Origin of the sequence: Geodermatophilus sp. CPCC 205506 (assembly GCF_051383635.1) — a bacterium.
Lineage (GTDB): Bacteria > Actinomycetota > Actinomycetes > Mycobacteriales > Geodermatophilaceae > Geodermatophilus.
Genome location: NZ_JALPKP010000025.1, coordinates 1 through 25644, shown reverse-complemented (window position 1 = coordinate 25644; position 25644 = coordinate 1). Strand labels below are relative to the sequence as shown.

Below are 25644 nucleotides of genomic sequence, written 5' to 3'. Positions count from 1 at the left end.
GTGACGATCCGCCCCATCCGCGAGCTCGGCGACCCGGTCCTGCGCACTCCGACCGACGAGGTGCGCGCCTTCGACAAGGAGCTGGCCGCGCTGGTCCGCGACCTCGAGGAGACCGTCGACCACCCGGGCCGGGCCGGGCTTGCGGCCCCGCAGATCGGTGTCAGCGCGCGGGTGTTCTCGCTCAACGTCGAGGGCGTCATCTCGCACGTGGTCAACCCCCGGATCGTCGAGCTGTCCGACGAGACGCAAGACGGCGACGAGGGCTGCCTGTCCATCCCCGGCATCTGGGCGCCGACCGTGCGCGCGATGCACGCGGTCGTCGAGGGCTTCGACGTCCACGGCGAGCCGCTGCGGATGGCGGGCTCGGGACTGCTGGCCCGCGCCCTCCAGCACGAGGTCGACCACCTCGACGGCAAGGTCTTCCTCGACCGGCTCGCCGGCGAGGCCCGCAAGGCGGCGCTGCGGGCGCTGCGGGAGCGGGTCTGACGCTCAGACCGCGACGCCGGCCCCGGGCAGCACCAGGCCGCGGACCTCGAACTCCGTGACGCCGTCGACCGGGGGCGGCTCACCGCCGGCCATCTCGGCCACCACCGGGCCGACGACCTCGCGCTCGTAGCGGTCGTGGTCGGCCTTGGACTCCCACACCTCGATCACCTGGAACCCCGTGCCGGTGGCCCGCGCCAGGTGGACCAGCAGGCCCTCGCCGGCGCCGCTGGTGCGGCGGAGCAGTTCGGCGTGCACGGCGTCGTAGACCTCGACCGGCGCCGGCACGTCGACGACCATCCCCCAGGTCATGACGTCCTCCTCGTCTCCTCGCGGCGCCGCAGATCGCGGACGCCGTCTCCGGTGAGCTGGTCCAGGGCGGCGTCCCGCCCGGTGACCAGCAGCAGCAGCGCGGCGATCGGTCCCTCGACCGGGGTGCCGGAACCGACCGTCCAGCCGGTGTCGGTGGCCGCCAGTCGCAGGCCGGCCAGCCGCCGCTGGGCCCGGAACGGGAAGCGCACGTCCCACGCCCGCTGCGCCGCCGCGGCGGCGGCGGCCGGGGGCATCGGCCGGGTCCGGCCCAGCGGGAGGGCGATGTCCTGGCCGTGGACGAGGACGTCGAGCAGCGGCTCCAGCGGCGTGAGGAAGGGGGCCATGCGGCGCGAGCCGACCATCGCCCGCAGCCGCCCGGCGCACTCGGCGGGCGTCAGCGGGGCCGCGCGCAGCGCACTGTCCCTGATCATCCGGTCGAAGCTCCCGCGGGCGCGGACGGCCGCCACGAGTGCCGCCCCCAGTCCCATGTGCGCCTGGGTGAGGTGCACCGCGACGTCACCGACCCGCCAGCCGTCGCACAGCGAGGGCGTCGCCCACTCGGCGGGGGAGAGGTCCTCGACCAGGTCGGCCAGGCCGGCCCGCTCCGCGTCGATGGTCCGCCAGACGTCGTCGAGGTCCATGTCGGGCTCCCGGATTGGTACGATGATCTGACCATTTTCGTTCGAGAGCCTGACCATCGTCAAGGGGGATCGTGAGCTCGCAGACCGGCCAGCGGCAGAACCTCGGCCTGCTCTGCTTCTACCCGAGCCGGGCCATGGAGGCCCGCCTCCTCGCGGAACTGGCCGCGGCGGGGTTCGACGACATCACCATCGCCCAGGGGCGGATCGCCGCGCGGATCGGGCCGGCGGGCACGCGGCTCACCGACCTGGCCGAGCAGGCGCTGGTGACCAAGCAGACCGCGGGCCACCTGGTCGACCAGCTGGAGCGGTCCGGCTACGTCCGGCGGGTCCCCGACCCCACCGACGGCCGGGCCCGGCTGGTGACGATGGCCGAGCGCGGGCAGCGGGTCGTGGAGGTGGCCCGCCGGGTCGAGGCGCAGGTGGAGGCCGAGTGGACCGTCCACCTGGGCGAGGAGGCCACCGCTGCGCTGCGCGCGGCACTCGAGCGGCTCCGGGAGATCACCGACCCGTACCGCTGAGCCTCACCGGTCGGCGGTGCAGGCCGAGCAGGTGCCGAAGACCTCGAGCTGGTGCTGGACGTCGGCGAAGCCGTGCTCGGCGGCGACCCGGGCGGCCCACCGCTCCACCGGCGGGTCGGCCACCTCCACCGTGCGTCCGCACGACCGGCAGACGAGGTGGTGGTGGTGCACCGGGGAGGAGCAGCGGCGGTAGGCGGCCTCCCCGTCGGCGCCGCGGAGCACGTCGACCAGGCCGTCGTCCACCAGGGCCTGCAGCGCCCGGTAGACCGTCGCCAGCCCCACCGCGTCGCCCCGCTGCCGCAGCAGGGCGTGCAGGTCCTGGGCGGTGCGGAAGCCGTCGAGGTCCTCCAGCAGGGCCAGGACCGCGCTGCGCTGGCGGGTCTGCCGGCGCGGCGCCTCGGGTGGCTCCGGGCGGGTCACGGCCGGCCGGCCCGATCGGCGGCGTGCTCTCCGTGCTCGTCGTAGTGCACGCCGGCGCCGGTGCGGTGCGGCGCGTGCAGGTGGCCGTCGTGGTCGTAGTCCACGTGGTCTCCGTGCGGCACCGCCGGGTGCCCGCAGCCCTCGCCGTGCTCGTGCGGGTGGGCGGCGTGCACATCGACGCGCCGCTGGTGGCGACGTCGCGCCGTGGTGTCGCGGACGGCGACGGCCGCGGTCACCACGAGGAAGAGCCCGATGGCCAGCAGCACGATGGTCCCGCCGGACGGGGTGCCGGTGTAGTACGAGGCGCTGGTGCCCGCGACGCTCACCACCAGACCGATGCCGCAGGCCAGGTAGAGCGTCTGCCGGAAGCTGCGGCCGAGCAGCTGCGCCACGGCGCTGGGCACGATCATGAGCGCGCTGATCAGCAGGAGGCCGACCACCCGCATCGAGAGCACGACCGTGGAGGCGACGAGCGCGGCCAGCACCATGTTGAGCGCGAGCACCGGCAGGCCCACCGCGCGGGCGTACTCCTCGTCGTCGCTCACGGCGTACAGCCGCTGGCCGAGCAGCCAGACGACGGCGAGCACGACGACGGTGATCCCGGCGAAGACCGCGACGTCCGCCGTGCTGGTCGTGGTGATCGCGCCGAAGAGGTAGGACTCGAGGTTGGTCGCCCGGCCGCGCGGGGCGAGGCTGAGCAGCACCACGCCGCCGGCGATGCCGCCGTAGAAGAGGACGGCGAGCGCGACGTCCCCGCTGGTGCGCCCGCGGGCGCGGACCAGCTCGATGAGGACGGCGCCGAGCACCGCGGCGACCAGCGCGGTCCCCACCGGTGCCGTCGAGGTCAGCACGCCGATGGCCACCCCGGTCAGGGCGACGTGGCCCAGGCCGTCACCGAGCAGGGACAGCCGGCGCTGCACGAGGAAGACGCCGACCGCCGGGGCCACCAGGCCGACCATGAGCGAGGCCAGCAGCGCCCGCTGCATGAAGCCGTACTCGAGGATCTCCACGTCAGCGGCCTCCGTCGGTCGTGACCCGCGGCTGGTCGAGGCGGTAGCCCTTGGCCGGGGGCTGGCCCGCGTCGTCGGGGTGGTGGTGCCCGCCGTGGGCGTGCGGCTCGGCGCCGGCGAGCGGTCCGTCGTAGCCGATCCGGCCGTGGTCGACGACGACGGCCCGGGACAGCACGCCGGCCAGTGGCCCGGTCTCGTGCGTGACGACCAGCAGGGTGGTGCCCCGCGCCGAGACCTCGGCCAGCACGGCGGCGAGCGCCTCCTGGCTGGCGGCGTCCACGCCGGCGGTCGGCTCGTCCATGATCAGCAGCTCCGGCTCGGCGGCCAGGGCCCGCGCGACCAGGACCCGCCGCTGCTGGCCGCCGGAGAGCGACGCGACCGGGTCGTGCAGCCGGTCGGCGAGCCCGACGGCGGCCACGGCGTCGGCGACCGCGGCCCGGTCGGCCGGGCGCAGCCGCCGGAACAGCCCCAGCCGGGCCAGCCGCCCGACGCCGACCACCTCGCGGACGGTCGCCGGGACCGCGCCGCTCACCGTGTGCCGCTGCGGCACGTAGCCGATCCGGCCGCGCTCGCGCAGCCGCCCGACCGGAGCGCCCAGCACCTCGACCTCGCCGCCGAGGACGGCCGCGAGCCCGAGCACCCCCCGGGCCAGCGTGGTCTTCCCCGACCCGTTCGAACCCAGGACGGCGACCGCCTCGCCGTGCGCCACGGTGAGGTCCACGCCCTGCACCACGGCGACGTCGCCGTAGCCGATGCTGGCGCCGCGGAGGCGGACGTCGGGTGCGGCGGTCGTCATGAGCAGGACTGTCCCGCCTGCAGGGTGGCCAGGTTGGCCCGCATGACCTCGAGGTAGTCGGCCCCGGACGACTCGTCGGTCAGCCCCTCGAGCGGGTCCAGGACGGCGGTCCGCACCCCGGCCTCCTCGGCGACGGTCTCGGCGACGGCGGGGTCGACGAGCGTCTCGGTGTAGACGGTCGTGACGCCGCGCTCGCGCACCAGTGTGGCGATCTCGGCCAGCTGCGCCGGATCGGGCTCCTGGGACGGGCTCAGCCCGCTGATGCCCACGACCTCCAGGCCGTAGCGACCGGCCAGGTAGCCGAAGGCGTCGTGGCTGGTGACCAGGGTGTCCACGGCGCACGTCGCGAGCCCGCCCTGGATCTCGGCGTCCAGCGCCTCGAGGTCGGCGCGCAGCGCGGCGGCGTTCTCCTCGAAGGCGGCCGCGCCGTCGGGGTCGAGCTCGGTCAGGCGCGCGGCGAGCGCGTCGCCGACGGCGGCCAGTCGGACGGGGTCGAGCCAGAAGTGCGGGTCGACCGGCTCGCCGTCGCCGCCGTCCTCGTGGCCGTGCTCGTCGGCCGCGTGCTCGCCCGCGGTGAGGTCGGCGGCCTGGCCGGCGTCCCACGCGGTGTCGGCGGCCTCGGACTCCGCGGCCTCGTCCAGCGCCGGCTGGAAGCCGTCGAGGTAGACCAGCAGGTCGGCCTCGCCGATCGCGGCGACGTCCTGGGGAGCCAGCTCGAGGTCGTGGGCCTCGGCGCCGGGCGGGGTGAGCGAGGAGACGTCGACGCGGTCGCCGCCGACGCGCTCAGCGGCCCACTCCAGCGGGTAGAAGCCGGCGAGGACGGCAACGCCGTCCCCGCCCTCGGCCGGGCCGGAGCCGCCGCACCCGGAGAGGACGAGGGTGGTGGCCGACGCGGCCACGGTGACGACCGTCCTGACGTTCATGAGAATCATTCTCGCATAGGTCGACGTGTGCGCGAGGGGGAGGCGGCCGGCGTCGCCCGCGTACCCTCGCGGGCGTGTCCGACGTCTCCGGCCTGCCGCTGATCGGCGCCGCGGCGCTGCGTGCCCGCGCCGCCGCCCGCGTGCTGCGCACCCTGCCCACCGACACCAAGGACGCCGCGCTGCGTGCCATGGCCGACGCGCTGGTCGAGCGCACCGACGAGGTGCTCGCCGCCAATGCCGCCGACGTGGCGGCCGCCGCGGCCGACGGCACGCCCGCCGCGATCCTCGACCGGTTGCGCCTCGACCCCGCCCGCGTGGCGGGGGTGGCCGACGCGCTGCGCCAGCTGGTCGCGCTGCCGGACCCGGTCGGCGACGTCGTCCGCGGGTCGACGCTGCCCAACGGGCTGGCGCTGCGGCAGGTCCGGGTGCCGCTCGGCGTGGTCGGCATCGTCTACGAGGCGCGGCCGAACGTGACCGTGGACGCCGCGGGGCTGTGCCTCAAGAGCGGCAACGCGGCGCTGCTGCGGGGGTCGGCGTCGGCGTTCCGCACCAACACCGCGCTGGTCGCCGTCCTCACCGAGGCCGCGGAGAAGGCCGGCCTGCCGGCCGGGTCGATCGAGCTGCTGCCGGCCGACCGCGCCTCGGTGGGGGAGCTGCTGAACGCCCGCGGGGTGGTCGACGTGGTCATCCCGCGCGGCGGCGCCTCGCTGATCCAGCGGGTGGTGCGGGAGTCGCGGGTGCCGGTGATCGAGACCGGCGAGGGCAACTGCCACGTCTACGTCGACGCCTCGGCCGACCCGGCGATGGCCGAAGCGATCGTCCTCAACGCCAAGACCCACCGGGTGAGCGTCTGCAACTCCGCCGAGACGCTGCTCGTGCACCGGGACGTCCCGTTCCTGCCGCGGCTGCTGTCCGCGCTGGTGGACGCCGGGGTGACGCTGCACGGGGACGCCGCGGCGCAGGCCGCGCACGACGCGGTCGTCCCGGCGACCGACGAGGACTGGGCGACGGAGTACCTGTCGATGGACATGGCGGTGCGCGTGGTCGACGACCTGCCCGCTGCCCTGGACCACATCGAGCGGTGGAGCACCGGGCACACCGAGGCGATCGTGGCCGACTCCGCGTCGGCGATCGCCGCGTTCACCGCCGGAGTGGACGCGGCGGCGGTGCTGGTGAACGCCTCGACCCGGTTCACCGACGGCGGCGAGTTCGGGTTCGGCGCCGAGATCGGCATCTCGACCCAGAAGCTGCACGCCCGCGGGCCGCTGGGCCTGCCGGAGCTGACCTCCACCACCTACGTCGTCACCGGCAGCGGTCACGTCCGCTGACCCGCCGTCGCAGCGCCCCCGCCCACCCGCCGCCCCCACCCATCCCGCCGCACCAGCGAGGAGCCGCATGCCCCGCCCGCCGACGCAGTTCCCGCACTTCTCCTCGGTCGCGGACGTCAGCAAGCGGCTGTCGACGGCGGGCTACCTGCCCGACGCGCAGATCGCGACGACGGTGTTCCTCGCCGACCGGCTGGGCAAGCCGCTGCTGGTGGAGGGCCCGGCCGGGACCGGGAAGACCGAGCTGGCCAAGGCGCTGGCCGCGGCGACCGGCTCGGAGCTGATCCGGCTGCAGTGCTACGAGGGCCTGGACGAGGCGCGGGCGCTGTACGAGTGGAACTACAAGAAGCAGCTGCTGCGGATCCAGGCCGCGCAGGGCAGCGACGGCGCGGACTGGGACACCGTCCACGACGACATCTTCGGCGAGGAGTTCCTGCTCTCCCGGCCGCTGCTCACCGCGATCCGGCGCACCGAGCCGACCGTGCTGCTCATCGACGAGACCGACAAGGCCGACGTCGAGGTGGAGGGCCTGCTGCTGGAGGTGCTCTCGGACTTCCAGGTCACCATCCCCGAGCTCGGCACGGTGACGGCCACCCGCCGGCCGATGGTGGTGCTGACCTCCAACGCCACCCGGGAGCTGTCCGAGGCGCTCAAGCGGCGCTGCCTGTACCTGGCGCTGGACTACCCCTCCGCCGAGCGGGAGCGGGAGATCGTGCTCTCCCGGGTGCCCGACCTCGCGCCGGGGCTGGCCGAGCAGCTGGTGCGGACCATCCGCGCGCTGCGGGCCCTGGAACTGAAGAAGTCGCCGTCGATCTCCGAGACCCTCGACTGGGCGCAGACGCTGCTCGAGCTCGGCCTGGACACCCTCGACGAGACGGCGGTGCGCTCGACGCTGGGCGTGGTGCTCAAGCACGCCAGCGACCAGGTGCGGGCCGCGGCCGAGCTGCGACTGAACTGATGACCGCCGGCCCGCCGACCACGGCCGAGCCCGGCGGCCTCGCCGGCCACCTCGACGGCTTCGTCCGGGCCGTCCGCGAGGCCGGCATCCCGGTCGGGATCAGCCAGGCCGTGGACGCCGCGGAGATCCTCACCGTGGTCGACCTGCTCGACCGCGAGCAGCTGCGGCACGGGCTGGCCGCGGTGCTGCTCCAGCGGGCGGCGCAGCGGCCGGCCTACGACGTGCTGTTCGACCTGTGGTGGCCGTTGGGGGACCGGCCGGCGACCTCGGGCGACGGCTCCGGCGACGGCGGTGCCGCCGACGACCCGGGTGAGGCCGGGGAGTCCACCCTCGACCTGCCCGACGGCGTCGACCTGGCCGGCCTGCTGCGCGACCAGCTCGCCCAGCTGCTGCTCGACGGCGACGAGGAGGCGCTGCGCCGCTTCGCCCGGGAGGTGGTCGAGCAGCTGGGGCGCGCGACGCCGTCGCCGTCCGGGCAGTCGTACTTCAGCTACCGGGTGATGCGGGCGTTGTCGCCGGACACCCTGGTCGCGCAGCTGCTGGCCGGCCTGCTCGGTGGGGACCAGCGCGGTGGCCTGGCCGAGCAGGTGGCGCGGCAGACGGTGCGCGAGCGGCTGGCGGCGTTCAAGGCGGCGGTGGAGGCCGAGGTCCGGCGGCGGGCGGCCGCCGAGCGGGGGCGGGACAAGGTCGCCACGAGCGCGGTGCGCCCACTGGCCGACCAGATCGACTTCCTCCGCGCCCAGTCCGCGGACCTCGCCGAGCTGCGGCGGACCGTGGCGCCCCTGGCGCGCCGGCTGGCGGTGCGGCTGTCGGCCCGCCGGCGGCTGGGCCGGGAGGGCCGGCTGGACTTCCGCCGGACCGTCCGCGCGTCCCTGGGGACCGGCGGCGTCCCCGTGGTCACGCACCACCGGCCGCGCGCGGTGCACAAGCCGGAGCTGGTGGTCCTCTGCGACGTCAGCGGATCGGTGGCCGGCTTCAGTCACTTCACGCTCATGCTCACGCAGGCGCTGCGCGAGCACTTCTCCGGCGTGCGGGCGTTCGCGTTCGTCGACTCGACAGACGAGGTGACCCGCTTCTTCCGGCCGGGCGCCGACGTCGTCGACGCGGTGTCCCGGATCGGTCGGGAGGCCGACGTCGTGGGCTTCGACGGGCACAGCGACTACGGCACCGCCCTCGAGGTGTTCGCCGAGCGCTGGCCGGCCGCCGTGGGGCCCAAGACGTCGCTGCTGGTGCTCGGTGACGGGCGGACCAACTACCGCCAGCCGGGCCTGCCGGTGCTCGCCGACCTGGTCCGCCGGGCCCGGTCGGCGCACTGGCTGAACCCGGAGCCGCGGCGGTTGTGGGGGAGCGGTGACTCGGCCGCCGACCGGTACGGCGAGGTCATCGACATGGTCGAGTGCCGGAACGCCGCCCAGCTCGCGGACTTCGTCACCACGCTCTGAACGTTCCTCACCGGTGCAGTCCGTGGACCTCGGCGGCCGGTCGAGGTGTCGCCTCGGCGACCCGTCGACATGTCGCGGAGGTGACCGGTCGAGATGTCGCCGAGTTGACGTGTCGACAGCACCGTGACCTGACGGCGGGTGGCGCGTTGAACAGCGAGGTGTCGGGTCCTCCCGGTGACCGGCCGGCGCACCCGCCGGCCGGCCCGGGTGGCGCCGCGCCCGTCCTCGACCGACGGCACGGGGGAGCCGGTCGGGGGAATGGCCGCCGGTGGGCGCCGGTCCTCGGGGGGCCGGCCCCCGGCGGCCGGATAGGCTCGATCGGTGGCGGGTCGGCGAATCGGGGTGATGGGTGGGACGTTCGATCCCATCCACCACGGGCACCTGGTGGCGGCCAGCGAGGTCGCCGTGCTCTTCGGGCTCGACGAGGTCGTCTTCGTTCCGACCGGCCAGCCGTGGCAGAAGAGCCACCGCGAGGTCAGCCCCGCGGAGGACCGCTACCTGATGACCGTCATCGCGACCGCCTCCAACCCCCGCTTCTCGGTCAGCCGCGTGGATGTCGACCGCGGCGGCCAGACGTACACCATCGACACGCTCGACGACCTCCAGCGGCAGCGCCCCGACGACGAGCTGTTCTTCATCACCGGCGCCGACGCCCTCTCCCAGATCCTCAGCTGGCGGGACAGCGACCGCTGCTTCCAGCTGGCGCACTTCATCGGGGTGACCCGCCCCGGCTTCGACCTCGCCGCCTCACACCTCCCCGAGGGATCGGTCAGCCTGGTCGAGGTGCCGGCGCTGGCGATCAGCTCCAGCGACTGCCGCGAGCGGGTGGGCCGCGGCATGCCGGTCTGGTACCTGGTCCCCGACGGTGTCGTGCAGTACATCGAGAAGCGCGGCCTGTACCGCTCCCGGAGCGCCTCCCGGACCGCGGCGCGCGAGGGCGCCTCCGGTGACGGCTCCGCTCCGCCGTCCGGCGACCGTCCCGCCTTCGACCGGCCGCCGGCCACCGCCGCGCAGCCGGGCGAGCAGCCTCCCGACCCCTCGTCCCCCCATCTCCAGGAGGTACCCCGATGACCGCCTCGCCCGAGGCGCGGGAGACCGCACTGCTGGCCGCCCAGGCCGCCGCCGACAAACTGGCGACCAACGTCTCGATCGTCGACGTGAGCGAGCGGCTGGCCATCACCGACGCCTTCGTCCTCGCCGCGGCGCCCAACGAGCGCCAGGTGCAGGCGATCGTGGACGAGGTGGAGGAGCGCCTCCGCCAGCACGGCGTCAAGCCGGTGCGCCGCGAGGGCGTCGCCGAGGCCCGCTGGGTGCTGCTCGACTTCATCGACGTCGTCGTCCACGTGCAGCACAACGAGGAGCGCGCCTACTACGCCCTCGAGCGGCTGTGGAAGGACTGCCCGACCATCCCCTTCGTCGACAGCGCCGTGCCCGCCGACCCGGCAGCGGGTGCGGACGCGGACGCGGGTGGCGGTCCCCTCGATGCCCGGCGGACGCTGTCCGCCGACGACGTCGACCCGATGAGCGCCGACCCGACGCCGCTGACCGCCGAGCCGGCGGACGACCTCGCTCCCGAGGCGGACGGCGACCTGCCCCCGGCGGCGGACGGCGACGGCGCCCCTGTCTCCGGCGCGGACGGTGCCGCCGACAGCGCGGGCACGGAGACGACCGGCCGGTGACCACGGTGGTGCCGGCCCTGCCGGTTTCCCGGCTGCTCATCTGGCGGCACGGTCGGACCGAGTGGAACGCGGTCGGCCGCTTCCAGGGGCAGCTGGACCCACCGCTCGACGACGAGGGCCGCCGCCAGGCCGCGGTGGCCGCGCCGCACCTGGCCGCGGGCGGCGCGTTGCCCGCGGGCACGGTCGTGGTGTCCAGCGACCTCGTGCGGGCCGTGGAGACGGCCGAGTCGCTTACCGCCGTCCTCGGCGTCCCCCTGCGGCTGGACCCGCGGCTGCGTGAGGTCGGCATGGGCTCGTGGGAGGGGCTGACCCGGGAGGAGGTCGCCGAGCGCCACCCGGAGCAGTACGCCGACTGGATCGCCGGCCGCCCGATCCGCGGTCGTGGCGGCGAGGACGCCGCCGACGTCCCGGCCCGCGCGCTGGCCGCCCTCCGTGACCTGCCCGAGGCGCCTGTCGCGGTCGTGGTCACCCACGGCGGGACCTCTGCCCGGCTGATGGAGGCCCTGTTGGGGCTCGGACCGGAACACCGCCGCGTCTTCGGGCCCCTCGGCAACTGCGCGTGGAGCGAACTGGCGGTGCAGAGCGAGCGGTGGCGGCTGCTGCGGCACAACAACGCGGCGCCGCTGCAGCTCGACGGCCGCCCGCCTGCCGCTCGGGGTGCCGCCCGCATCATCGAGGCCGGCGCCAGCCCGGAGGAGGGGCCACCACCGGCCCAGGACGCCGACGCGATTCTCTGACCTGCCCGTCCGGGCGGTGCCGCGAGGGATCCCGGCCGGAGGCGTTCCGTCGAGGGCTAGCCTCGCCGGGTGTCCGTCGCCGTGGTCACCGACTCCACGGCCTACCTGCCTCCTGCGCTGGTCGAGCGGTACGCGGTCGAGATCGTGCCGCTGTACGTGGTGATGGCCGGCCACTCCGGGCGTGAGGGGCAGGACATCGGACCGGCCGACGTGGCGAGGGCGCTGGCAGTCCGGGGGCAGAAGGTGTCGACGTCCCGGCCCACGCCCGGGGACTTCGTCGCCGCCTACCGCCGGTGTCTCGATGGCGGCGCCGACCGCATCGTCTCCGTCCACCTCTCCGCGGAACTGTCGGGCACCGTGGACGCGGCCCGGTTGGCCGCCGCGCAGGTCGGCGAGCACATCGTGACGGTCGTCGACTCGCGGTCGGCGGCGATGGGCAACGGCTTCGCCGTGCTGGCCGCCGCACGCGCGGCCGAGGCCGGCGCGGATGCCGGAGCCGTCGCCGCCGCAGCCCGCGACACCGCGGCCGCCACGAAGACCCTCTTCGTCGTCGACACCCTCGAGCACCTGCGCCGCGGGGGGCGGATCGGGTCGGCGGCCACCATGATCGGCACTGCGCTCGCGGTCAAGCCGGTCCTCCACGTCGTCGACGGCCGGGTCGTGCCGTTGGAGAAGGTGCGCACCTCGGCCCGCGCCCTGGCCCGTCTGGTGCAACGCGGGGTGGAGGCCGCCGACGGGGTGCCGGCCTCCGTCGCGGTCCACCACCTGGCCGCGCCGGAGCGCGCCGAGCGGCTGGCCGGTGACCTCCGTGAGCGGATCCCGGACCTCCGGGAGCTCTACGTCAGCGAGCTCGGGGCCGCGATCGGTGCGCACGTGGGTCCGGGTGCCGTGGGGCTGGTCATCGCCCCGGCTCCGGCGCTCCCGTCGGCTGCGGAGCAACTCCGGAACGGACCGGAGCAACCGGAGGAGAGGGACCCGGGGGACCGGCAGACGAACTGAGCGGTTGGTCGGCACCGGCGCAGCGTGCACCGTCCCACCCCTGACCGCCCCGGTTCCGTCCACAGGCGGGGCGGCTGTCCACAACTGTCCCGGGACCGGCTCGGCGCCGTCGGGAGCTGCCTAGCGTCCGGACGGTGCGCCTCACCTCCCGCCGCAGCGACGACGCCGATCTGATCCGCGCCCGGTTGCGGGCGCTCCTCGACGAGGGCCGCCGGTCTCCGGGCTGGGTGCCCGACGAGCCGGTCACCGGCGACCAACCGCTCCGGGACCGCCTCGCCGTCGAGGGCGAGGACGAGGAGGACGGCGCGGAGCTCCCCGACGGCATCGGGCGGCACCGTGCACCGGGCGCCGCGGTGCGGGTGGACCCCGGACGCCGGGGCGCCTGGTCGCTGTGGGCGGTCGGCCTGCTCGCGGCACTGCTGGTCACGCTGGGCACCTGGTGGAGCCGCCCGCAGATCGAGGCGGTGCCGGAGCCGGCGCCGGGGACGTCGGCGGCCACCCCGTCGGCGAGCACGCCCGCGAGCCCCTCGGTGGGCGAGGTGGCCGACGCGTCGGCCACCGTCGTCGTCTCCGTGGTGGGGCTCGTGGCCCGCCCAGGTCTGGTCACGCTGCCCGAGGGAGCGCGCGTGGCCGACGCCCTGGCGGCTGCGGGCGGTCTGCTCCCCGACGCCGATGCGGCCTCGGTCAACCTGGCCGCGGTGGTGGCCGACGGCCAGCAGATCGCAGTGGGGGTGCCGGGTGCCACACCGGGGACCGGCGCCGCGGCCGGGCCGGCCGGGACCGGGCTGGTCGACCTGAACCGGGCGACCACGGCGGACCTGGACGCGCTCCCCGGCATCGGGCCCGTCCTGGCACAGCGGATCGTCGACCACCGCGACCAACAGGGCCCGTTCCGCAGCGTCGAGCAGCTCGACGACGTACCCGGCATCGGCCCGGCGATCTTCGCCGAGCTGGCCGAGCTGGTGACCGTGTGAGCGCCCCACCCGGGCGCTGGGCGTGGGTCGACCTGCGGCTCGCACCGGTGGCTGCGGCCGTCTGGGGTGTCTCCCTCGTGGCGCCGTTCGTGCCTCCGCCCGGGCTGGTGGGCGTTGCGGCGCTCAGTACCGGAGCCGCCGCCGTTGTGGGGCGGCGGCGTCGCCGGACCGGCTCGGTCGTCCTCCTCGGGGTCCTGGCCGCGCTGACGGTCACCTCGGTCACGGCCGCGGTCCGTGCGGCCGCCCGGGAGGCCTCGCCGCTCGCGGCGGTGGCCGAGCAGCGCCGGAGCGTTCAGCTCGACCTGGAGCTGGACGGGGATCCGCTGCCGGTGCGTGGCGTCGGCCCGTCGCGCGCCGTCGCCGCCGCCACGGTCACGGCGCTGGACGACGGCGGCACGCGGCTGCGGCTGGATGACGACGTGCTGCTGTTCGGCCCCGCCGAGGAGTGGCTGGGGCTGCTCCCGGGGCAGCCGGTGCGGATCCGGGCCGCCGTCTTCCCGGCCGCGGCGGGGGACGGGCTGGTGGCGCGACTGTCGGCGCGGTCGCCGCCGCACCTGCTCGGGGATCCGCCGTGGGCTCAGCGGGCCGCCGGAGGACTGCGGGACGCGTTGTCCGAGTCCGCGCTCCGCGTGCTCGGTCCGGGGGCCGGGGGACTTCTGCCCGGGCTGGTCGTGGGCGACACCCGGGCGATGGACCCCGTCCTCGTCGAGGACTTCCGGCGGGCCGGGCTCTCCCACCTCACGGCGGTCTCCGGCGCCAACGTGGCGATCGTGCTGGCGGGGGTCCTCGCGCCGCTGCGCCGTCGCGCGGTGGACCGGAGGGTCCAGGCAGTGGTGGCGGTGGTCGCGCTGGCAGGCTTCGTCGTGCTCGCCCGGCCCAGCGCCAGCGTGGTCCGCGCAGCGGCGATGGGTGCCGTGGCGCTGCTGGCGCTGGCCAGCGGTCGGTCGCGTGCGGCCCTACCGGCACTGGGCGGCGCCGTGGTCGTCCTGCTGCTGATCGAGCCGGACCTCGCGCGGGACGCCGGCTTCGCCCTGTCGGTCGCGGCCACCGCGGCCATCGTGCTGCTCGCGCCGGGGTGGTCCCGGCGGCTGCGACTGCGCGGCTGGCCCCGGCCGGTGGCCGACGCGCTGGCGGTCGCGGCCGCCGCCGGGGTCGCCACCGCGCCGCTCGTCGCCGGCCTGTCCGGTTTGGTCAGCCCGGTGTCGTTGCCGGCCAACCTGCTGGCCGCCCCGGCCGTGCCGCCGGCGACCGTGCTCGGGCTGCTGGCCGCCCTCGCCGGTGCGCTCGTCCCGGCCCTGGGCGACGCGCTGGTGTGGCTCGGCGGGTGGCCCGCCCGCTGGCTGGTGGTCGTCGCGCAGCGTGCCGCGGCACTTCCCGACGGCGCGACCGGGTGGCCGGCCGGCACGCGCGGCGCCGTGCTGCTGACCGTGCTCCTCCTGGCCGCCGGCTGGCTCCTGTGGCGGTTCCCCCGGGCCCGGCCGCTGGCTCTCGCCGCCCTGGTGGGGGTGGTGGTCCTGGGCTGGCCGCTCCGTCAGGTCACCCGCGGGTGGCCGCCCGAGCGCACGGTCCTGGTGGCCTGCGACGTCGGCCAGGGGGACGCCCTGGTGATCCCGACCGCGCCCGGGGAGGGCGTTCTGGTGGACGCCGGCCCGGATGTCGGTGCGGTCGACCGGTGCCTGGACCGGCTGGGCATCGACCGGCTCCCGCTGGTCCTCGTCAGCCACCTGGACGCCGACCACGCCGGGGGCCTGGCCGGAGCCCTGTCCGGGCGGGAGGTCGGCACCGTCGCCACCGGGACCCTCTCGCCGGCCGAGGACCGCGGCGCCCGGCTGGACGCGCAGGTCCGCCGGGCGGGGGCGGAGCGGCATGTCCTGGTCCCGGGGGACCGGCGCACGGTGGGCAGTGCGACGCTCGAGGTGCTGGCCCCGTCGCCGGAGCGGGCCACGGCCGCCGCGGAGGCCAACGACCTGTCGCTGGTCGTCCGGGTCACCCAGCGGGGGCTGCGGGTCCTGCTGACCGGGGATCTCGGCGCGGAGATGGAGGCGCGGCTCGTTGCCGACGGGGTGGACCTGCGGGCCGACGTGCTCAAGGTGCCGCACCACGGCAGTGCCGACGCCGACCGCGGCTTCCTCACGGCCAGCGGGGCGCGGGTGGCCCTGGTGACCGTGGGGGCGGACAACACCTACGGCCACCCGACGGGCCGGGTGCTCTCGTGGTTGGCGGAGGAGGGCATCCGCGTGCACCGGACCGACCGCGAGGGCGACCTGGCGGTGGCCGGAGAGGCCGGGGCCTGGGGTGTCGCCGGCCGCGGCAGCGACGCCGGCCCCGGGCGGGATGCCGCCGCAGCGGCCGGCGGCGCGGCCGTGGGTGCCGGCGCTTCGGCCATGCGGGCCCGGGCCATCAGCGCGGTTCGCGTGGGTAGCCGGGACCGTCGTCCGAGCGTGACACCATGCCCGGGTGGCAGCAGCACCCCCGGCACCGACCTCACGCCTGCGCGCCGTGGTCGGGGAGGAGGAGCTGCTGCGGGCCCGCGCCGTCTCCGCCGTCCGCACCGCCGTGCTCGACCGCCACCCCGACGCCGAGCTGCACGAACTGCCCGCCCAGGGGCTGCCGGTCGGCCAGCTCGCCGACGTCCTCGCGCCGTCGCTGTTCGGTGGACACCGTGTGGTGGTGATCACCGGTGTGCACGAGGCCGCCGGCGCGCTCTGCGACGCGATCACCGGCTACGCGAAGGAGCCGGACCCCGACCTGACGCTCGTCGTCGTGCACAACGGCGGCAAGCGGAACGAGGCGTTGCTCAAGGCCCTCAAGGCCGCGGGCGCGGCCGTCGACGACTGTCCCAAGGTCAGCTCGGTGGGCGACCGGATCGCCTTCGTGCGCAACGAGGTGCGGTCCGCGGGCGGCCGCATCACCCCGGACGCGGCCTCGGCGCTGGTCGAGGCGATCGGCGCGGACCTGCGACAGCTGTCGTCGGCGGCCGGCCAGCTCGTCTCCGACTTCGGCGGCAGCATCGACGCCGACGCCGTCGCCCGGTTCCACCGCGGGCAGGCGGAGGTCAGCGGCTTCACCGTCGCCGAACGCGTGCTCGTCGGTGACCGGACGGGCTCCCTGGAGATGCTGCGGTGGGCCCTTCAGCGCGGGGTGGCCCACGTCCTCATCGCCGACGCGATCGCCGACGGCGTGCGTACCGCGGCCCGGGTGTCGTCGGTGCGCAGCGCCAACCCCGGTGACCTGGCGCGCACGCTGAAGATGCCACCGTGGAAGGTGAAGAAGGCCCAGGCCCAGGCGCGGGGGTGGAGCATCGAGGGGCTGCAGCAGGCGATGGGAGTGGCCGCCGAACTCAACGCCGACGTCAAGGGAGCCGCGGCCAGCGCCGACTACGCGCTGGAGCGGGCGGTGCGGCGGATCGTCGACATCCGGAGGGAGACCGGACGCGGCCGGATGTGAGCCAGCCCGGACGTCGGCGAGCCCGCGGACCGCGGCGAGCCGCAAACCGCGAGCCCGCGACCGCGAACCCGCCCCGGAACGCGGAGAGCCCCCGTCCCGGCAGGGGAGGGGGCTCTCGCGGACCGCGTCAGTGCGCGGTGCGCCGGCTCAGAGGCCGGCGACCTGCTTGGCCAGACCCGACTTGCGGTTCGCGGCCTGGTTCTTGTGGATGACGCCCTTGCTGGCGGCCTTGTCCAGCGCCTTGCCGGCGGTCTGCAGAGCGGTCGCGGCGGCGGCCGCGTCACCGGAGGCAACAGCGGTGCGGACACGCCGGACGGCGGTCTTCAGGGCGGACTTGACGGCAACGTTGCGCTGACGCGCCTTCTCGTTGGTCTTGATCCGCTTCATCTGGGACTTGATGTTCGCCACGCGTGAGCCTCGGGTGTCTCTCGGGAGGGAGTTCTGGACAGTGCGTCCGGACGGCGTGCGTCAGCGGACCGGTCTGCCAAGATACCAGCGTCGGTCGGACGACCCCAACCCGCGGGTCCACCCGCCCATCCCCGGGCAATCGGTGGCCGACGCAGCCGGGCGTGGGACGATGGGGGCACTGTGACGACTCCCGCCTACACCGACCCGGCCCGCATCCGGAACTTCTGCATCATCGCCCACATCGACCACGGCAAGTCGACGTTGGCCGACCGGATGCTCGAGGTCACCGGGATCGTCGAGGGACGGCAGATGCGTGCGCAGTACCTCGACCGCATGGACATCGAGCGCGAGCGCGGCATCACCATCAAGGCGCAGAACGTGCGACTGCCGTGGACGCCGTCGACCGGCGAGCAGGCCGGCCGCGAGTTCGTGCTCGACATGATCGACACCCCGGGTCACGTCGACTTCACCTACGAGGTGTCCCGGTCGCTGGCCGCCTGCGAGGGCGCGGTCCTCCTGGTGGACGCCGCGCAGGGCATCGAGGCCCAGACCCTGGCCAACCTCTACCTGGCCATGGAGAACGACCTCACGATCATCCCGGTCCTCAACAAGATCGACCTCCCGGCCGCGCAGCCGGAGAAGTACGCCGCCGAGATCGCGCACATCATCGGCTGCGACGCCGACGACGTCCTGCGGGTCAGCGGCAAGACCGGCGAGGGCGTGCCGGCTCTGCTGGATCTGATCGTCGAGCAGATCCCCGCCCCGACCGGCGTGGCCGAGGGCCCCGCCCGGGCGATGATCTTCGACAGCGTCTACGACATCTACCGCGGGGTCATCACCTACGTCCGGGTCGTCGACGGCCGGATCGCCGCCCGCGACAAGATCAAGATGATGTCCACCGGCGCCACGCACGAGCTGCTGGAGATCGGGGTCATCTCCCCGGAGCCCAAGCCCGTCGAGAGCCTCGGCGTCGGCGAGGTCGGCTACTTCATCACCGGGGTGAAGGACGTCCGCCAGTCCCGCGTCGGCGACACCGTCACCCTGCAGCACAAGCCGGCCACCGAGTCGATCGGCGGCTACCGCGACCCCAAGCCGATGGTCTACTCCGGCCTCTACCCGATCGACGGCAGCGAGTACCCGCTGCTGCGCGAGGCCCTGGACAAGCTGCTGCTCAACGACGCCGCCCTGACCTACGAGCCGGAGACCTCCGCGGCGCTGGGCTTCGGCTTCCGCGTTGGCTTCCTCGGCCTGCTGCACCTGGAGATCGTCCGCGAGCGGCTGGAGCGCGAGGCGAACATCAGCCTCATCTCCACCGCGCCCAACGTCGTCTACCGGGTGGTCATGGAGGACGGCTCGGAGCTCGTCGTCACCAACCCCAGCGACTGGCCCGAGGGCAAGATCGACACGGTCTACGAGCCGGTCGTCAGCGCCACCATCATCGCGCCCAGTGACTACACCGGCACGATCATGGAGCTCTGCCAGAGCCGGCGCGGGCAGCTCGGCGGCATGGACTACCTCAGCGAGTCCCGCGTCGAGCTGCGCTACACGCTGCCGCTCGGCGAGATCATCTTCGACTTCTTCGACGCGCTGAAGTCGCGCACCCGCGGCTATGCCTCCCTCGACTACTCCGAGGCCGGCGAGCAGGAGTCGAAGCTGGTCAAGGTCGACATCCTGCTCCAGGGCGAGGCGGTCGACGCGTTCAGCGCGATCGTCCACAAGGACAAGGCCTACAGCTACGGCGTGATGATGGCCGGCAAGCTGCGCGAGCTCATCCCGCGCCAGCAGTTCGAGGTGCCCATCCAGGCCGCCGTCGGCTCCCGGGTCATCGCCCGGGAGACCGTCCGGGCCATCCGCAAGGACGTCCTCGCCAAGTGCTACGGCGGGGACATCACCCGCAAGCGGAAGCTGCTGGAGAAGCAGAAGGAGGGCAAGAAGCGGATGAAGATGGTGGGCCGCGTCGAGGTCCCCCAGGAGGCCTTCGTCGCCGCGCTCTCCACCAACGAGTCCACCGCCTCCAAGAAGTGAGCGAGCTTGCGAGCTCACCGGTGAACAGAGCACCTGGCGGCACGCGGTCGACGAGCGCCGGCGAGGAGAGCGCGTGACCGCCCGGATCGAGGCGGTCTGCGTCTCCGGCCCCCGGCCCATCCGCCTGCCGCGCGCCGGCGACACCACGAGCGCCATCGACAAGCGGCCGGTCGCCGGCCGCGTCGCCGTCCACCCGCTCGGTCTGGACGGCGACGTGCAGGTCAACCGCAGGTGGCACGGCGGCGAGGGGCAGGCGCTCTACGCCTACGCGCAGGAGGACGCCGACTGGTGGGCCGCCGATCTCGAGCGCGACCTGCCGGCCGGCCGGTTCGGCGAGAACCTGCGCACCAGCGGCATCGACCTCACCGGCGCCCTGCTCGGTGAGCGGTGGCGCATCGGCGGCGTGCTCGTCGAGGTCACCGCCCCCCGCACGCCGTGCGCCAAGCTGCGGGCGCACTGGGGCGTTCCGCGGCTGATCAAGCGGTTCACCGAGCACGGCGCCAGCGGCGCCTACCTGCGCGTCCTCGCGACGGGCGACCTGGGCGCCGGTGACCGCATCGAGGTCGTGGAGCGCCCGGACCACGACATCACCATCGGCATGACCTTCCGTGCGTCCACGACCGAGCCGCACCTGCTAGCCGAGCTCGCCCCGGCGCGCGCGGCGTTGCCGGAGCGGAACCGGTCCAAGGTCGACGCGGCGCTCGCCGGACGGACCGGCGCCACCGTCTGACCGCCGCGGCGGGATACCGTCCCGGGCGCCGGAGAGGTCCTGAGCAGGGGAGGCGACATGCTGCTGCGCCGGGCGGCCACCGCGGTCCTGACCCTCGCCGTCCTCACCGCCTGCGGCGGCGGCGAGCCCGAGGTCTCGGCCGCCGAGTTGCTCGACCGCGCGCGGACCGCCCTCGACGATACGCCGAGCGTGCACTTCGTCCTCACCAGCGAGGGCGCCCCCGACACCGGCACGCACCTGGCCGGCGGCGAGGGGGACATCGCCCGCCCCGCCTCGTTCGACGGCACCCTGCAGGTGCTGACCGGCGGCGCGGCCCTCGAGGTCGCCGTGGTCTCCGTCGACGGCACGGTCTACGCCCAGCTGCCCTTCACCGGCGGCTTCAGCGTCGTCGACCCCGCGCAGTTCGGCATCGGCGACCCGGGCGCGCTGCTCGCCCCCGACGGCGGCATCTCCCGGCTGCTCGGAGCCGCGGAGGACGCCGAGCTGGGGGAGGAGCGCCGGGTGGACGGCGAGGTGGTGCGCGAGGTGACCGCGCAGCTGCCCGGCGACCTGGTCGAGGAGGTGCTGACCAGCCAGGACCCCAGCCGTCCGGTGGACGCGCGGCTGTCGGTGGTCCCCGACAGCGGCGAGCTGCGGCGGGTCGAGCTGACCGGCCCGTTCTTCACCGCCGACGACGCCACCTACACCCTCGAGCTCAGCGAGCACGGCGCCGATGTCGACATCACCGCGCCGCCCACCGGCTGACCCGGGCGCGGGGCCGGCGGCGGTCCCCGGCCTCCCGCTGGTCGTCCTGGCCGCCGTCGCGGTGCTGGTCACCGCCGCCGACACCTACGTCGTCGTCCTCGCGCTGCCCGACATCCTCACCGGCGTCGGGGTGGGCGTGGAGGAGTTGCAGCGGGCGGCGCCCATCGTCGGCGGCTTCCTGCTCGGCTACACCGCCACGCTGCCGCTGCTGGGCCGGCTGGCCGACCTGCGCGGCCGGGTGCCGGTGCTGGTCGGCTGCCTCCTGCTGTTCGCCCTCGGCTCGCTGCTCACCGCCACCGCCGGCGAGCTGGGTCCCGTGGTCGCCGGCCGGGGACTGCAGGGCGTCGGGGCCGGCGGGCTGGTCCCGGCCACCCTGGCGCTGGTCGCCGACCGCTGGCCGCCCGAGCGGCGGGCCGTGCCGCTCGGCGTCGTCGGCGCGGTGCAGGAGACCGGCGCCGTCCTCGGGCCGCTGGCCGGCGCGGCGGTCCTGGCCGTCGCCGACTGGCGGGCCATCTTCTGGCTCAACCTGCTGCTCGGCCTCGCCCTGGCCGGCGGTGCGCTGCTCACCGGGCCGGCCCGCCGCCCCGACCCCGTCGGCCTCACGCTCGCCGCGCTGACCGCGCTCGCCGCGGGGCTGCAGCTCGCCGAGCCCCGGGCGCTGGCCGAGGACGTCACCCTCGGCCTGCTCTGGGTGCCGGTGCTCGGTGCCGCCACCCCGCTGGTGCTGGTCGCGGTCGTCGCCGGCGGCGCGCTCGTCGTCCGCAGCCTCACCACCCCGAGCGGCGCGGTGCTGCCGCTGCGCGGCCTGGGCCGGCTCGCGGCCGAGGTCGACGTCGTCGGCTCGCTGCTCGTGGTGGTGGCGCTGGGCAGCCTCGTCTGGGCCTTCGCGGCCGCCGACCCCGGCACCCAGGTCGTCGCGCACGGGCCGGTCCTGCTCCCGCTGGCCGCCGTCGCCGCGGTCGCGTTCGTGCTGCACGAGCGGCGGGCCGCCGCCCCCGTGCTGCCGCTGCGGGCGCTGCGCCCGACCGGGGCGTGGGGCGCGCTCGTGGTCAACCTGCTGGTCGGGGTCGCGCTCGTGGCCGCGCTGGTCGACGTCCCGCTGTTCGCCCGCGCCACCACCACGCCCGGGGACCAGCTCGGCGCGGCCCTGGTGCTGCTGCGGCTGCTGGTCGCCGTCCCGGTCGGCGCGGTCGCCGGGGGGTGGCTGTGCCGGGCGGTCCCGCCGCGGCTGGTCGCCGGCGGCGGCATGGCCCTCGCGGCCCTGGCCCTGGTCGCGATGACCGGCTGGGGCGAGCGCTCGCTGGACGGCGTCGCCTCGACCCTCGTGCTGCTCGCCGCGGGCCTCGGCTTCGGGCTGGCCATCGCGCCGGTCAACGCAGTGCTGCTCGCGGTGACCGGTGCCGACGTCCACGGCAGCGCCGGCGCCCTGTCGGTGGTGGCGCGCACCGTCGGCATGCTGGTCGGGCTGTCGCTGCTCACCGCGATCGCGCTGCGCCGGTTCACCGCCGAGGTGACCGCGATCGGCTCGCCGCTGGACCTCTGCCCGCGGACGCCGGCCGACTGCCCCGCGTACGACGCCGCCACCGACGCCGCCGTCCTCACCCAGCTGCACACCGTCTTCGCCGGCGCCGCGGTGGCCGCCGGCCTCGCGGCGCTGGCGGCGCTGGTCCTCCTGCGCGGCAGAGGCGACTGACGCGGAGGCGGATCTCGTCTACGTTGCCCGCGGAGGGAGGCGCCCGTGACCGACAGCGCGCACCTGCGGATCGGGCTCCTGGGCGCCTCCACGGCATCGGTGGACGGCGCACCCCTCGACCTCGGCGGTCCCCGGCAGCGCGCCGTCCTCACCGTCCTGGTGCTGGCCCGCGGCGAGGTCGTGGCGGTCGAGCGGCTGATCGAGGCGGTGTGGGGCGAGGACCCGCCGGAGGACGCCGTCGGTGCGCTGCAGGCCTACGTCTCCCACCTGCGCCGGCGGCTGCAGCCCGGCAGCGCCGCGCGCACCCGGTCGGCGGTCATCGTCCGCGAGGGGCGGGGGTACGCCGTCCGGTTGCCGCCCGACGCGGTCGACGCCTGGCGCTTCGAGGCGTTGGTGCAGCAGGCCGCGGCCACGGACGACCCGGCGGCCACGGTCGCGCTGCTCGACCAGGCGCTGGCGCTGTGGCGCGGCCCGCCGCTGGTCGAGTACGCCGACGAGCCGTGGGCGCAGGCGGAGGTCGGCCGGCTCGCCGAGCTGCGCGCGGTGGCCCGGGAGCGCCGGCTGGACGCCCGGCTGCGGCGCGGCGAGGCGGCGCTCGTCGTCCCCGACCTCGAGACGCTGGTCGCCGAGGAGCCGCTGCGGGAGGAGCGCTGGCGGCTGCTCGTCCTCGCGCTGTACCGGGCGCACCGGCAGGCCGACGCGCTGGCCGCGCTGCGGCGGGCGCGGACCACCCTCGCCGACGAGCTCGGCGTCGACCCCGGCCCGGCGCTGCGCGAGCTGGAGGAGCAGGTGCTGGCGCAGGCCCCCTCCCTGCACCCGCCGCGGCGCGGCCCGGCGCCGGCGCCCGTGCCGGCCGCGGCACCGGAGGACCTGCTCGACCGGGACCGCGAGCTGGCCGCCGTCCGGGCCGCGCTGGACGACCTCGTCGCCGGCGAGCCGCGGCTGCTGCTGGTCCAGGGACCGCCCGGGATCGGCAAGACGCGGCTGCTCACCGAGGTGCGGCGGCTGGCGGCCGAGCGCGGCGCGCGGGCCCTCTGCGCCCGGGGAAGCCAGCTGGAGCGGGCGTTCGGGTTCGGCGTCGTCCGCCAGCTGTTCGAGCCCGAGCTGGTCGACCCGCAGCGACGGGAGCAGCTGCTCGGCGGCGCGGCGGCCAGCGCACGGGGCGTCTTCGACGTCGCGGCCGACGACGCGGCGGAGGGCTCCTTCGCCGTCCTGCACGGCCTCTACTGGCTGGCCGTCACCCTCACCGAGTCCGGGCCGCTGGTGCTGGCCGTGGACGACCTGCAGTGGGCCGACCGGGCCTCGCTGCGCTGGCTGGCCTACCTGACCCGGCGGATGGAGGGCGTGCCGGTGCTGCTGGTCGGCACCGTGCGCACCGGGGAGCCGGCGCAGGAGGAGGAGCTGCTCGCCGAGCTGGCGCTGGAGCCGGCCGCGGTCGTCGTCCGGCCCGCCCCGCTCTCCCCGGAGGCGACGGCCGGCTTCGTCGGACGGCGGCTGGGCGAGCCGGTCTCGCCGCTGTTCGTGCGCGCCTGCCACCGGACCACGTCGGGCAACCCGCTGCTGCTGCGGCAGCTGGTGCGGGCGCTGGAGGCCGACGGTGTCCGGCCCGACGCCGCGCACGCCGACACCGTGCTGGCGGTCGGCTCGCGGGCGGTGTCGAGCATGGTGCTCGTGCGGCTGCGGCGGCTCGGCGGCGACGTGCCGGCCGTCGCCCGCGCCGCCGCCGTGCTCGGCGACGGCGCCCCGCTGCCGCTGGTCGCCGCGCTCGCCGAGCTGCCCGAGCCGGAGACCGCCGCCGCGCTGGCGGCGCTGGCCCGGGCCGAGGTGGTGCAGGACGAGCAGCCGCTGGCGTTCGTGCACCCGCTGGTGCGCGAGGCGGTGTACCGCGACCTCCCCGCGCCCGAGCGCGCGCTGCGCCACGAGCGCGCCGCGCGGGTGCTCCGCGCGGCCGGTGCCGGCGACGAGCAGGTGGCCGCCCACCTCCTGCTCGCCCCCCTGCGCGGGGACGACGCGACGGTGGCCACACTGCGCCGGGCGGCCCGCACCGCCGCCGAGCGGGGCGCCTCCGACAGCGCGGTGGTCCTGCTGCGCCGGGCCCTGGGTGAGCCGCCCGGCGCCGAGCAGCGCTGCGAGGTGCTCAGCGAGCTCGGCCGGCTGGAGTCCCTGCTCGACGGCATCGCCGGCACCGAGCACCTGCTGCAGGCGTACGGCACCTCCGAGGACGCCCGCAGCCGCGCCGACCTCGCCGTCACCGTCGCCCGGACGCAGGTGTTCGCCAGCCCGCCCGGCGTCGCCACGGCGTTCGCCCGGGAGGCCGCCTCCGTCGTCCCGCCGGAGCTCGCCGACCAGCGGCAGGCCCTGCTCGCCGTGGAACGGATCAGCGGCTTCATGCACTGGCTGGACCCGGCGATCTGGCGCAGCGCCGAGCCCCCGGAGCCGGCCGGTGACGGCGACGGCGCGCGGATGCTGGCCGCCGCCCTGGCCTTCGAGACCACCGTCGACGGCACCGACCGCGAGCGGGCGGTGGCCCTGGCCCGGCGGGCGCTGGACGGCGACCGGCTCCGGCGGGCCGACGACGGGCTGTTCTGGGTGGTCGCCGCGACGGTGCGGATGCTGGCCGACGACGACCTCGGCGACTTCTGGGACCGCGCGCGGGCCGAGGCGCACGCCCGGGGCTCGCTGTTCGCCGCGCTGTCGACCAGCCTCTGGCAGGGGTTCTGGCACTGGCGCCGCGGTGAGCTGGACGAGGCGCTGGCCTGCCTGGGCGTCGCCCACGAGCAGGACCGCATGTGGGGCGGGTCGGGCGTGGGTGAGCTCTACACCCACGCCTTCACCATCGGCTGCCTCCTCGACCGCGGCGACGTCGCCGCCGCCCGCCGGGCCGCCGATGCCGCGTTCGCCGGGCCGGTCGCCGGCGAGGGTGCGCGGCTGCTGCACCACGCCGCCGCCCGGCTGCTGGTCGCCGAGGGCCGGCACGCCCAGGCGCTCGACGCGCTCGACGCCGCCCCGGCGCCCATCCCGATCCCCAACCCGGTCTGGAACCCGTGGCGCAGCATCGCCGCCTCCGCGCTGGCCGGGCTGGGCCGGACCGACGAGGCGGTCGCCCTGGTCGAGGACGAGGTGCGGCGGCTGCGCCGCTGGGGCGCGCCCACCTACCTCGGCGCCGCGCTCCGGCAGCTCGGCGTCCTCGAGGGGCCCGACGGGGTGCCCACGCTGCGCGCGGCGGTCGAGACCCTCGCGCCGACGTCCGCCGCGGTGGAGCTGGCCCGTGCCCGGTGCGCCCTGGGCGGCCGACCGGAGGTGCCCGACGCCGAGGCGGTGCCGCTGCTGCGCGCGGCCGCCGACGCCGCGCACGCGCTCGGCGTCGGGGGCGTGCTGCG

The 25644-nt window shown here is 76.0% G+C and carries 23 protein-coding genes and 1 pseudogene; 17 read left to right on the top strand and 7 right to left on the bottom strand.

The annotated features are described in order from the left end of the window. Positions 1–486 carry a peptide deformylase gene (gene def, locus MY520_RS15355; protein WP_436693178.1) on the top strand — a complete coding sequence of 162 codons (486 nt, stop codon included), beginning with the start codon at positions 1–3 and terminating at the stop codon, positions 484–486. A 3-nt stretch (positions 487–489) separates the two neighbouring features. On the opposite strand, the gene MY520_RS15350 is transcribed toward def, so the two are convergent. Then, positions 490–795: a hypothetical protein gene (locus MY520_RS15350; protein WP_436693176.1), complete on the bottom strand. Its 306-nt coding sequence runs from the start codon at positions 793–795 to the stop codon at positions 490–492. Next, positions 792–1436 carry a maleylpyruvate isomerase family mycothiol-dependent enzyme gene (locus MY520_RS15345; protein ID WP_436693174.1) on the bottom strand — a complete coding sequence of 215 codons (645 nt, stop codon included), beginning with the start codon at positions 1434–1436 and terminating at the stop codon, positions 792–794. Before MY520_RS15345 ends, MY520_RS15350 begins: the two co-directional genes overlap by 4 nt. 71 nt (positions 1437–1507) lie before the next feature. Between MY520_RS15345 and MY520_RS15340 the strand changes: the two genes are divergently transcribed. Further along, complete coding sequence (locus MY520_RS15340; protein ID WP_436693172.1) at positions 1508–1954, top strand: MarR family winged helix-turn-helix transcriptional regulator; 447 nt, start codon at positions 1508–1510, stop codon at positions 1952–1954. 3 nt (positions 1955–1957) lie between these two features. Here the strand turns inward: MY520_RS15340 and MY520_RS15335 are convergent, their stop codons facing one another. From MY520_RS15335 to MY520_RS15320, 4 genes are read right to left on the bottom strand one after another with little or no spacing between them, the layout of a single operon-like run. Then, the gene (locus tag MY520_RS15335; RefSeq protein WP_436693170.1) at positions 1958–2374 is read right to left on the bottom strand and encodes a Fur family transcriptional regulator; all 417 of its coding nucleotides are present in this window, start codon (positions 2372–2374) and stop codon (positions 1958–1960) included. Further along, positions 2371–3384: a metal ABC transporter permease gene (locus MY520_RS15330; protein WP_436693168.1), complete on the bottom strand. Its 1014-nt coding sequence runs from the start codon at positions 3382–3384 to the stop codon at positions 2371–2373. Before MY520_RS15330 ends, MY520_RS15335 begins: the two co-directional genes overlap by 4 nt. Before the next feature lies 1 nt (position 3385). Then, positions 3386–4180 carry a metal ABC transporter ATP-binding protein gene (locus MY520_RS15325; protein WP_436693167.1) on the bottom strand — a complete coding sequence of 265 codons (795 nt, stop codon included), beginning with the start codon at positions 4178–4180 and terminating at the stop codon, positions 3386–3388. Then, on the bottom strand, positions 4177–5103 hold the full coding sequence (locus tag MY520_RS15320; RefSeq protein WP_436693166.1) for a metal ABC transporter substrate-binding protein: 927 nt from the start codon (positions 5101–5103) through the stop codon (positions 4177–4179). The genes MY520_RS15325 and MY520_RS15320 overlap by 4 nt, the downstream gene beginning before the upstream one ends. Positions 5104–5177: 74 nt before the next feature. Between MY520_RS15320 and MY520_RS15315 the strand changes: the two genes are divergently transcribed. The 10 genes and pseudogenes from MY520_RS15315 (at position 5178) to holA (ending at position 16664) form a co-directional block, all read left to right on the top strand. Continuing rightward, a complete protein-coding gene (locus MY520_RS15315; protein ID WP_436693164.1) occupies positions 5178–6431 on the top strand; it encodes a glutamate-5-semialdehyde dehydrogenase in 1254 nt (417 codons plus the stop codon). Between the two features lie 67 nt (positions 6432–6498). Then, entirely contained in the window at positions 6499–7386 is an 888-nt protein-coding gene (locus MY520_RS15310; protein ID WP_436693162.1) for an AAA family ATPase, read from the top strand. Next, positions 7386–8828 carry a vWA domain-containing protein gene (locus MY520_RS15305; RefSeq protein ID WP_436693160.1) on the top strand — a complete coding sequence of 481 codons (1443 nt, stop codon included), beginning with the start codon at positions 7386–7388 and terminating at the stop codon, positions 8826–8828. The genes MY520_RS15310 and MY520_RS15305 overlap by 1 nt, the downstream gene beginning before the upstream one ends. 321 nt (positions 8829–9149) lie before the next feature. After that, positions 9150–9899 carry a nicotinate-nucleotide adenylyltransferase gene (gene nadD, locus MY520_RS15300; protein WP_436693158.1) on the top strand — a complete coding sequence of 250 codons (750 nt, stop codon included), beginning with the start codon at positions 9150–9152 and terminating at the stop codon, positions 9897–9899. Further along, on the top strand, positions 9896–10507 hold the full coding sequence (gene rsfS, locus MY520_RS15295) for a ribosome silencing factor (RefSeq protein WP_436693156.1): 612 nt from the start codon (positions 9896–9898) through the stop codon (positions 10505–10507). The genes nadD and rsfS overlap by 4 nt, the downstream gene beginning before the upstream one ends. Then, positions 10504–11244 (top strand): histidine phosphatase family protein, encoded by a 741-nt coding sequence (locus MY520_RS15290; protein WP_436693154.1) that lies wholly within the window; start codon positions 10504–10506, stop codon positions 11242–11244. Before rsfS ends, MY520_RS15290 begins: the two co-directional genes overlap by 4 nt. Positions 11245–11313: 69 nt before the next feature. Further along, positions 11314–12243, top strand: a complete 930-nt coding sequence (locus MY520_RS15285; RefSeq protein WP_436693153.1) for a DegV family protein — start codon at positions 11314–11316, stop codon at positions 12241–12243. Positions 12244–12377: 134 nt separating this feature from the next. Further along, positions 12378–13217: a ComEA family DNA-binding protein gene (locus MY520_RS15280; protein ID WP_436693151.1), complete on the top strand. Its 840-nt coding sequence runs from the start codon at positions 12378–12380 to the stop codon at positions 13215–13217. Next, positions 13214–15328, top strand: a pseudogene (locus MY520_RS15275) (ComEC/Rec2 family competence protein); the annotation flags it as partial. The gene MY520_RS15280 and the pseudogene MY520_RS15275, both read left to right, overlap by 4 nt. Before the next feature lie 346 nt (positions 15329–15674). Beyond that, a complete protein-coding gene (holA, locus tag MY520_RS15270) occupies positions 15675–16664 on the top strand; it encodes a DNA polymerase III subunit delta (protein ID WP_436693149.1) in 990 nt (329 codons plus the stop codon). Between the two features lie 147 nt (positions 16665–16811). Here holA and rpsT read toward each other — a convergent pair whose 3' ends face one another. Beyond that, on the bottom strand, positions 16812–17072 hold the full coding sequence (gene rpsT, locus MY520_RS15265) for a 30S ribosomal protein S20 (RefSeq protein WP_436693147.1): 261 nt from the start codon (positions 17070–17072) through the stop codon (positions 16812–16814). Positions 17073–17252: 180 nt separating this feature from the next. Here rpsT and lepA point away from each other — a divergent pair, with 180 nt between their 5' ends. The 5 genes from lepA to MY520_RS15240 all read left to right on the top strand — a co-directional run. Beyond that, complete coding sequence (gene lepA, locus MY520_RS15260; RefSeq protein ID WP_436693146.1) at positions 17253–19097, top strand: translation elongation factor 4; 1845 nt, start codon at positions 17253–17255, stop codon at positions 19095–19097. A gap of 73 nt (positions 19098–19170) precedes the next feature. Beyond that, positions 19171–19827: an MOSC domain-containing protein gene (locus tag MY520_RS15255; protein ID WP_436693145.1), complete on the top strand. Its 657-nt coding sequence runs from the start codon at positions 19171–19173 to the stop codon at positions 19825–19827. 57 nt (positions 19828–19884) lie between these two features. After that, positions 19885–20571 (top strand): LppX_LprAFG lipoprotein, encoded by a 687-nt coding sequence (locus tag MY520_RS15250; protein WP_436693143.1) that lies wholly within the window; start codon positions 19885–19887, stop codon positions 20569–20571. Beyond that, positions 20540–22264, top strand: coding sequence for an MFS transporter (locus tag MY520_RS15245; protein WP_436693141.1), 1725 nt, complete (start codon positions 20540–20542; stop codon positions 22262–22264). The genes MY520_RS15250 and MY520_RS15245 overlap by 32 nt, the downstream gene beginning before the upstream one ends. 45 nt (positions 22265–22309) lie before the next feature. After that, positions 22310–25644: BTAD domain-containing putative transcriptional regulator (locus tag MY520_RS15240; protein ID WP_436693140.1), on the top strand; the 3335-nt coding region annotated here is incomplete at its 3' end.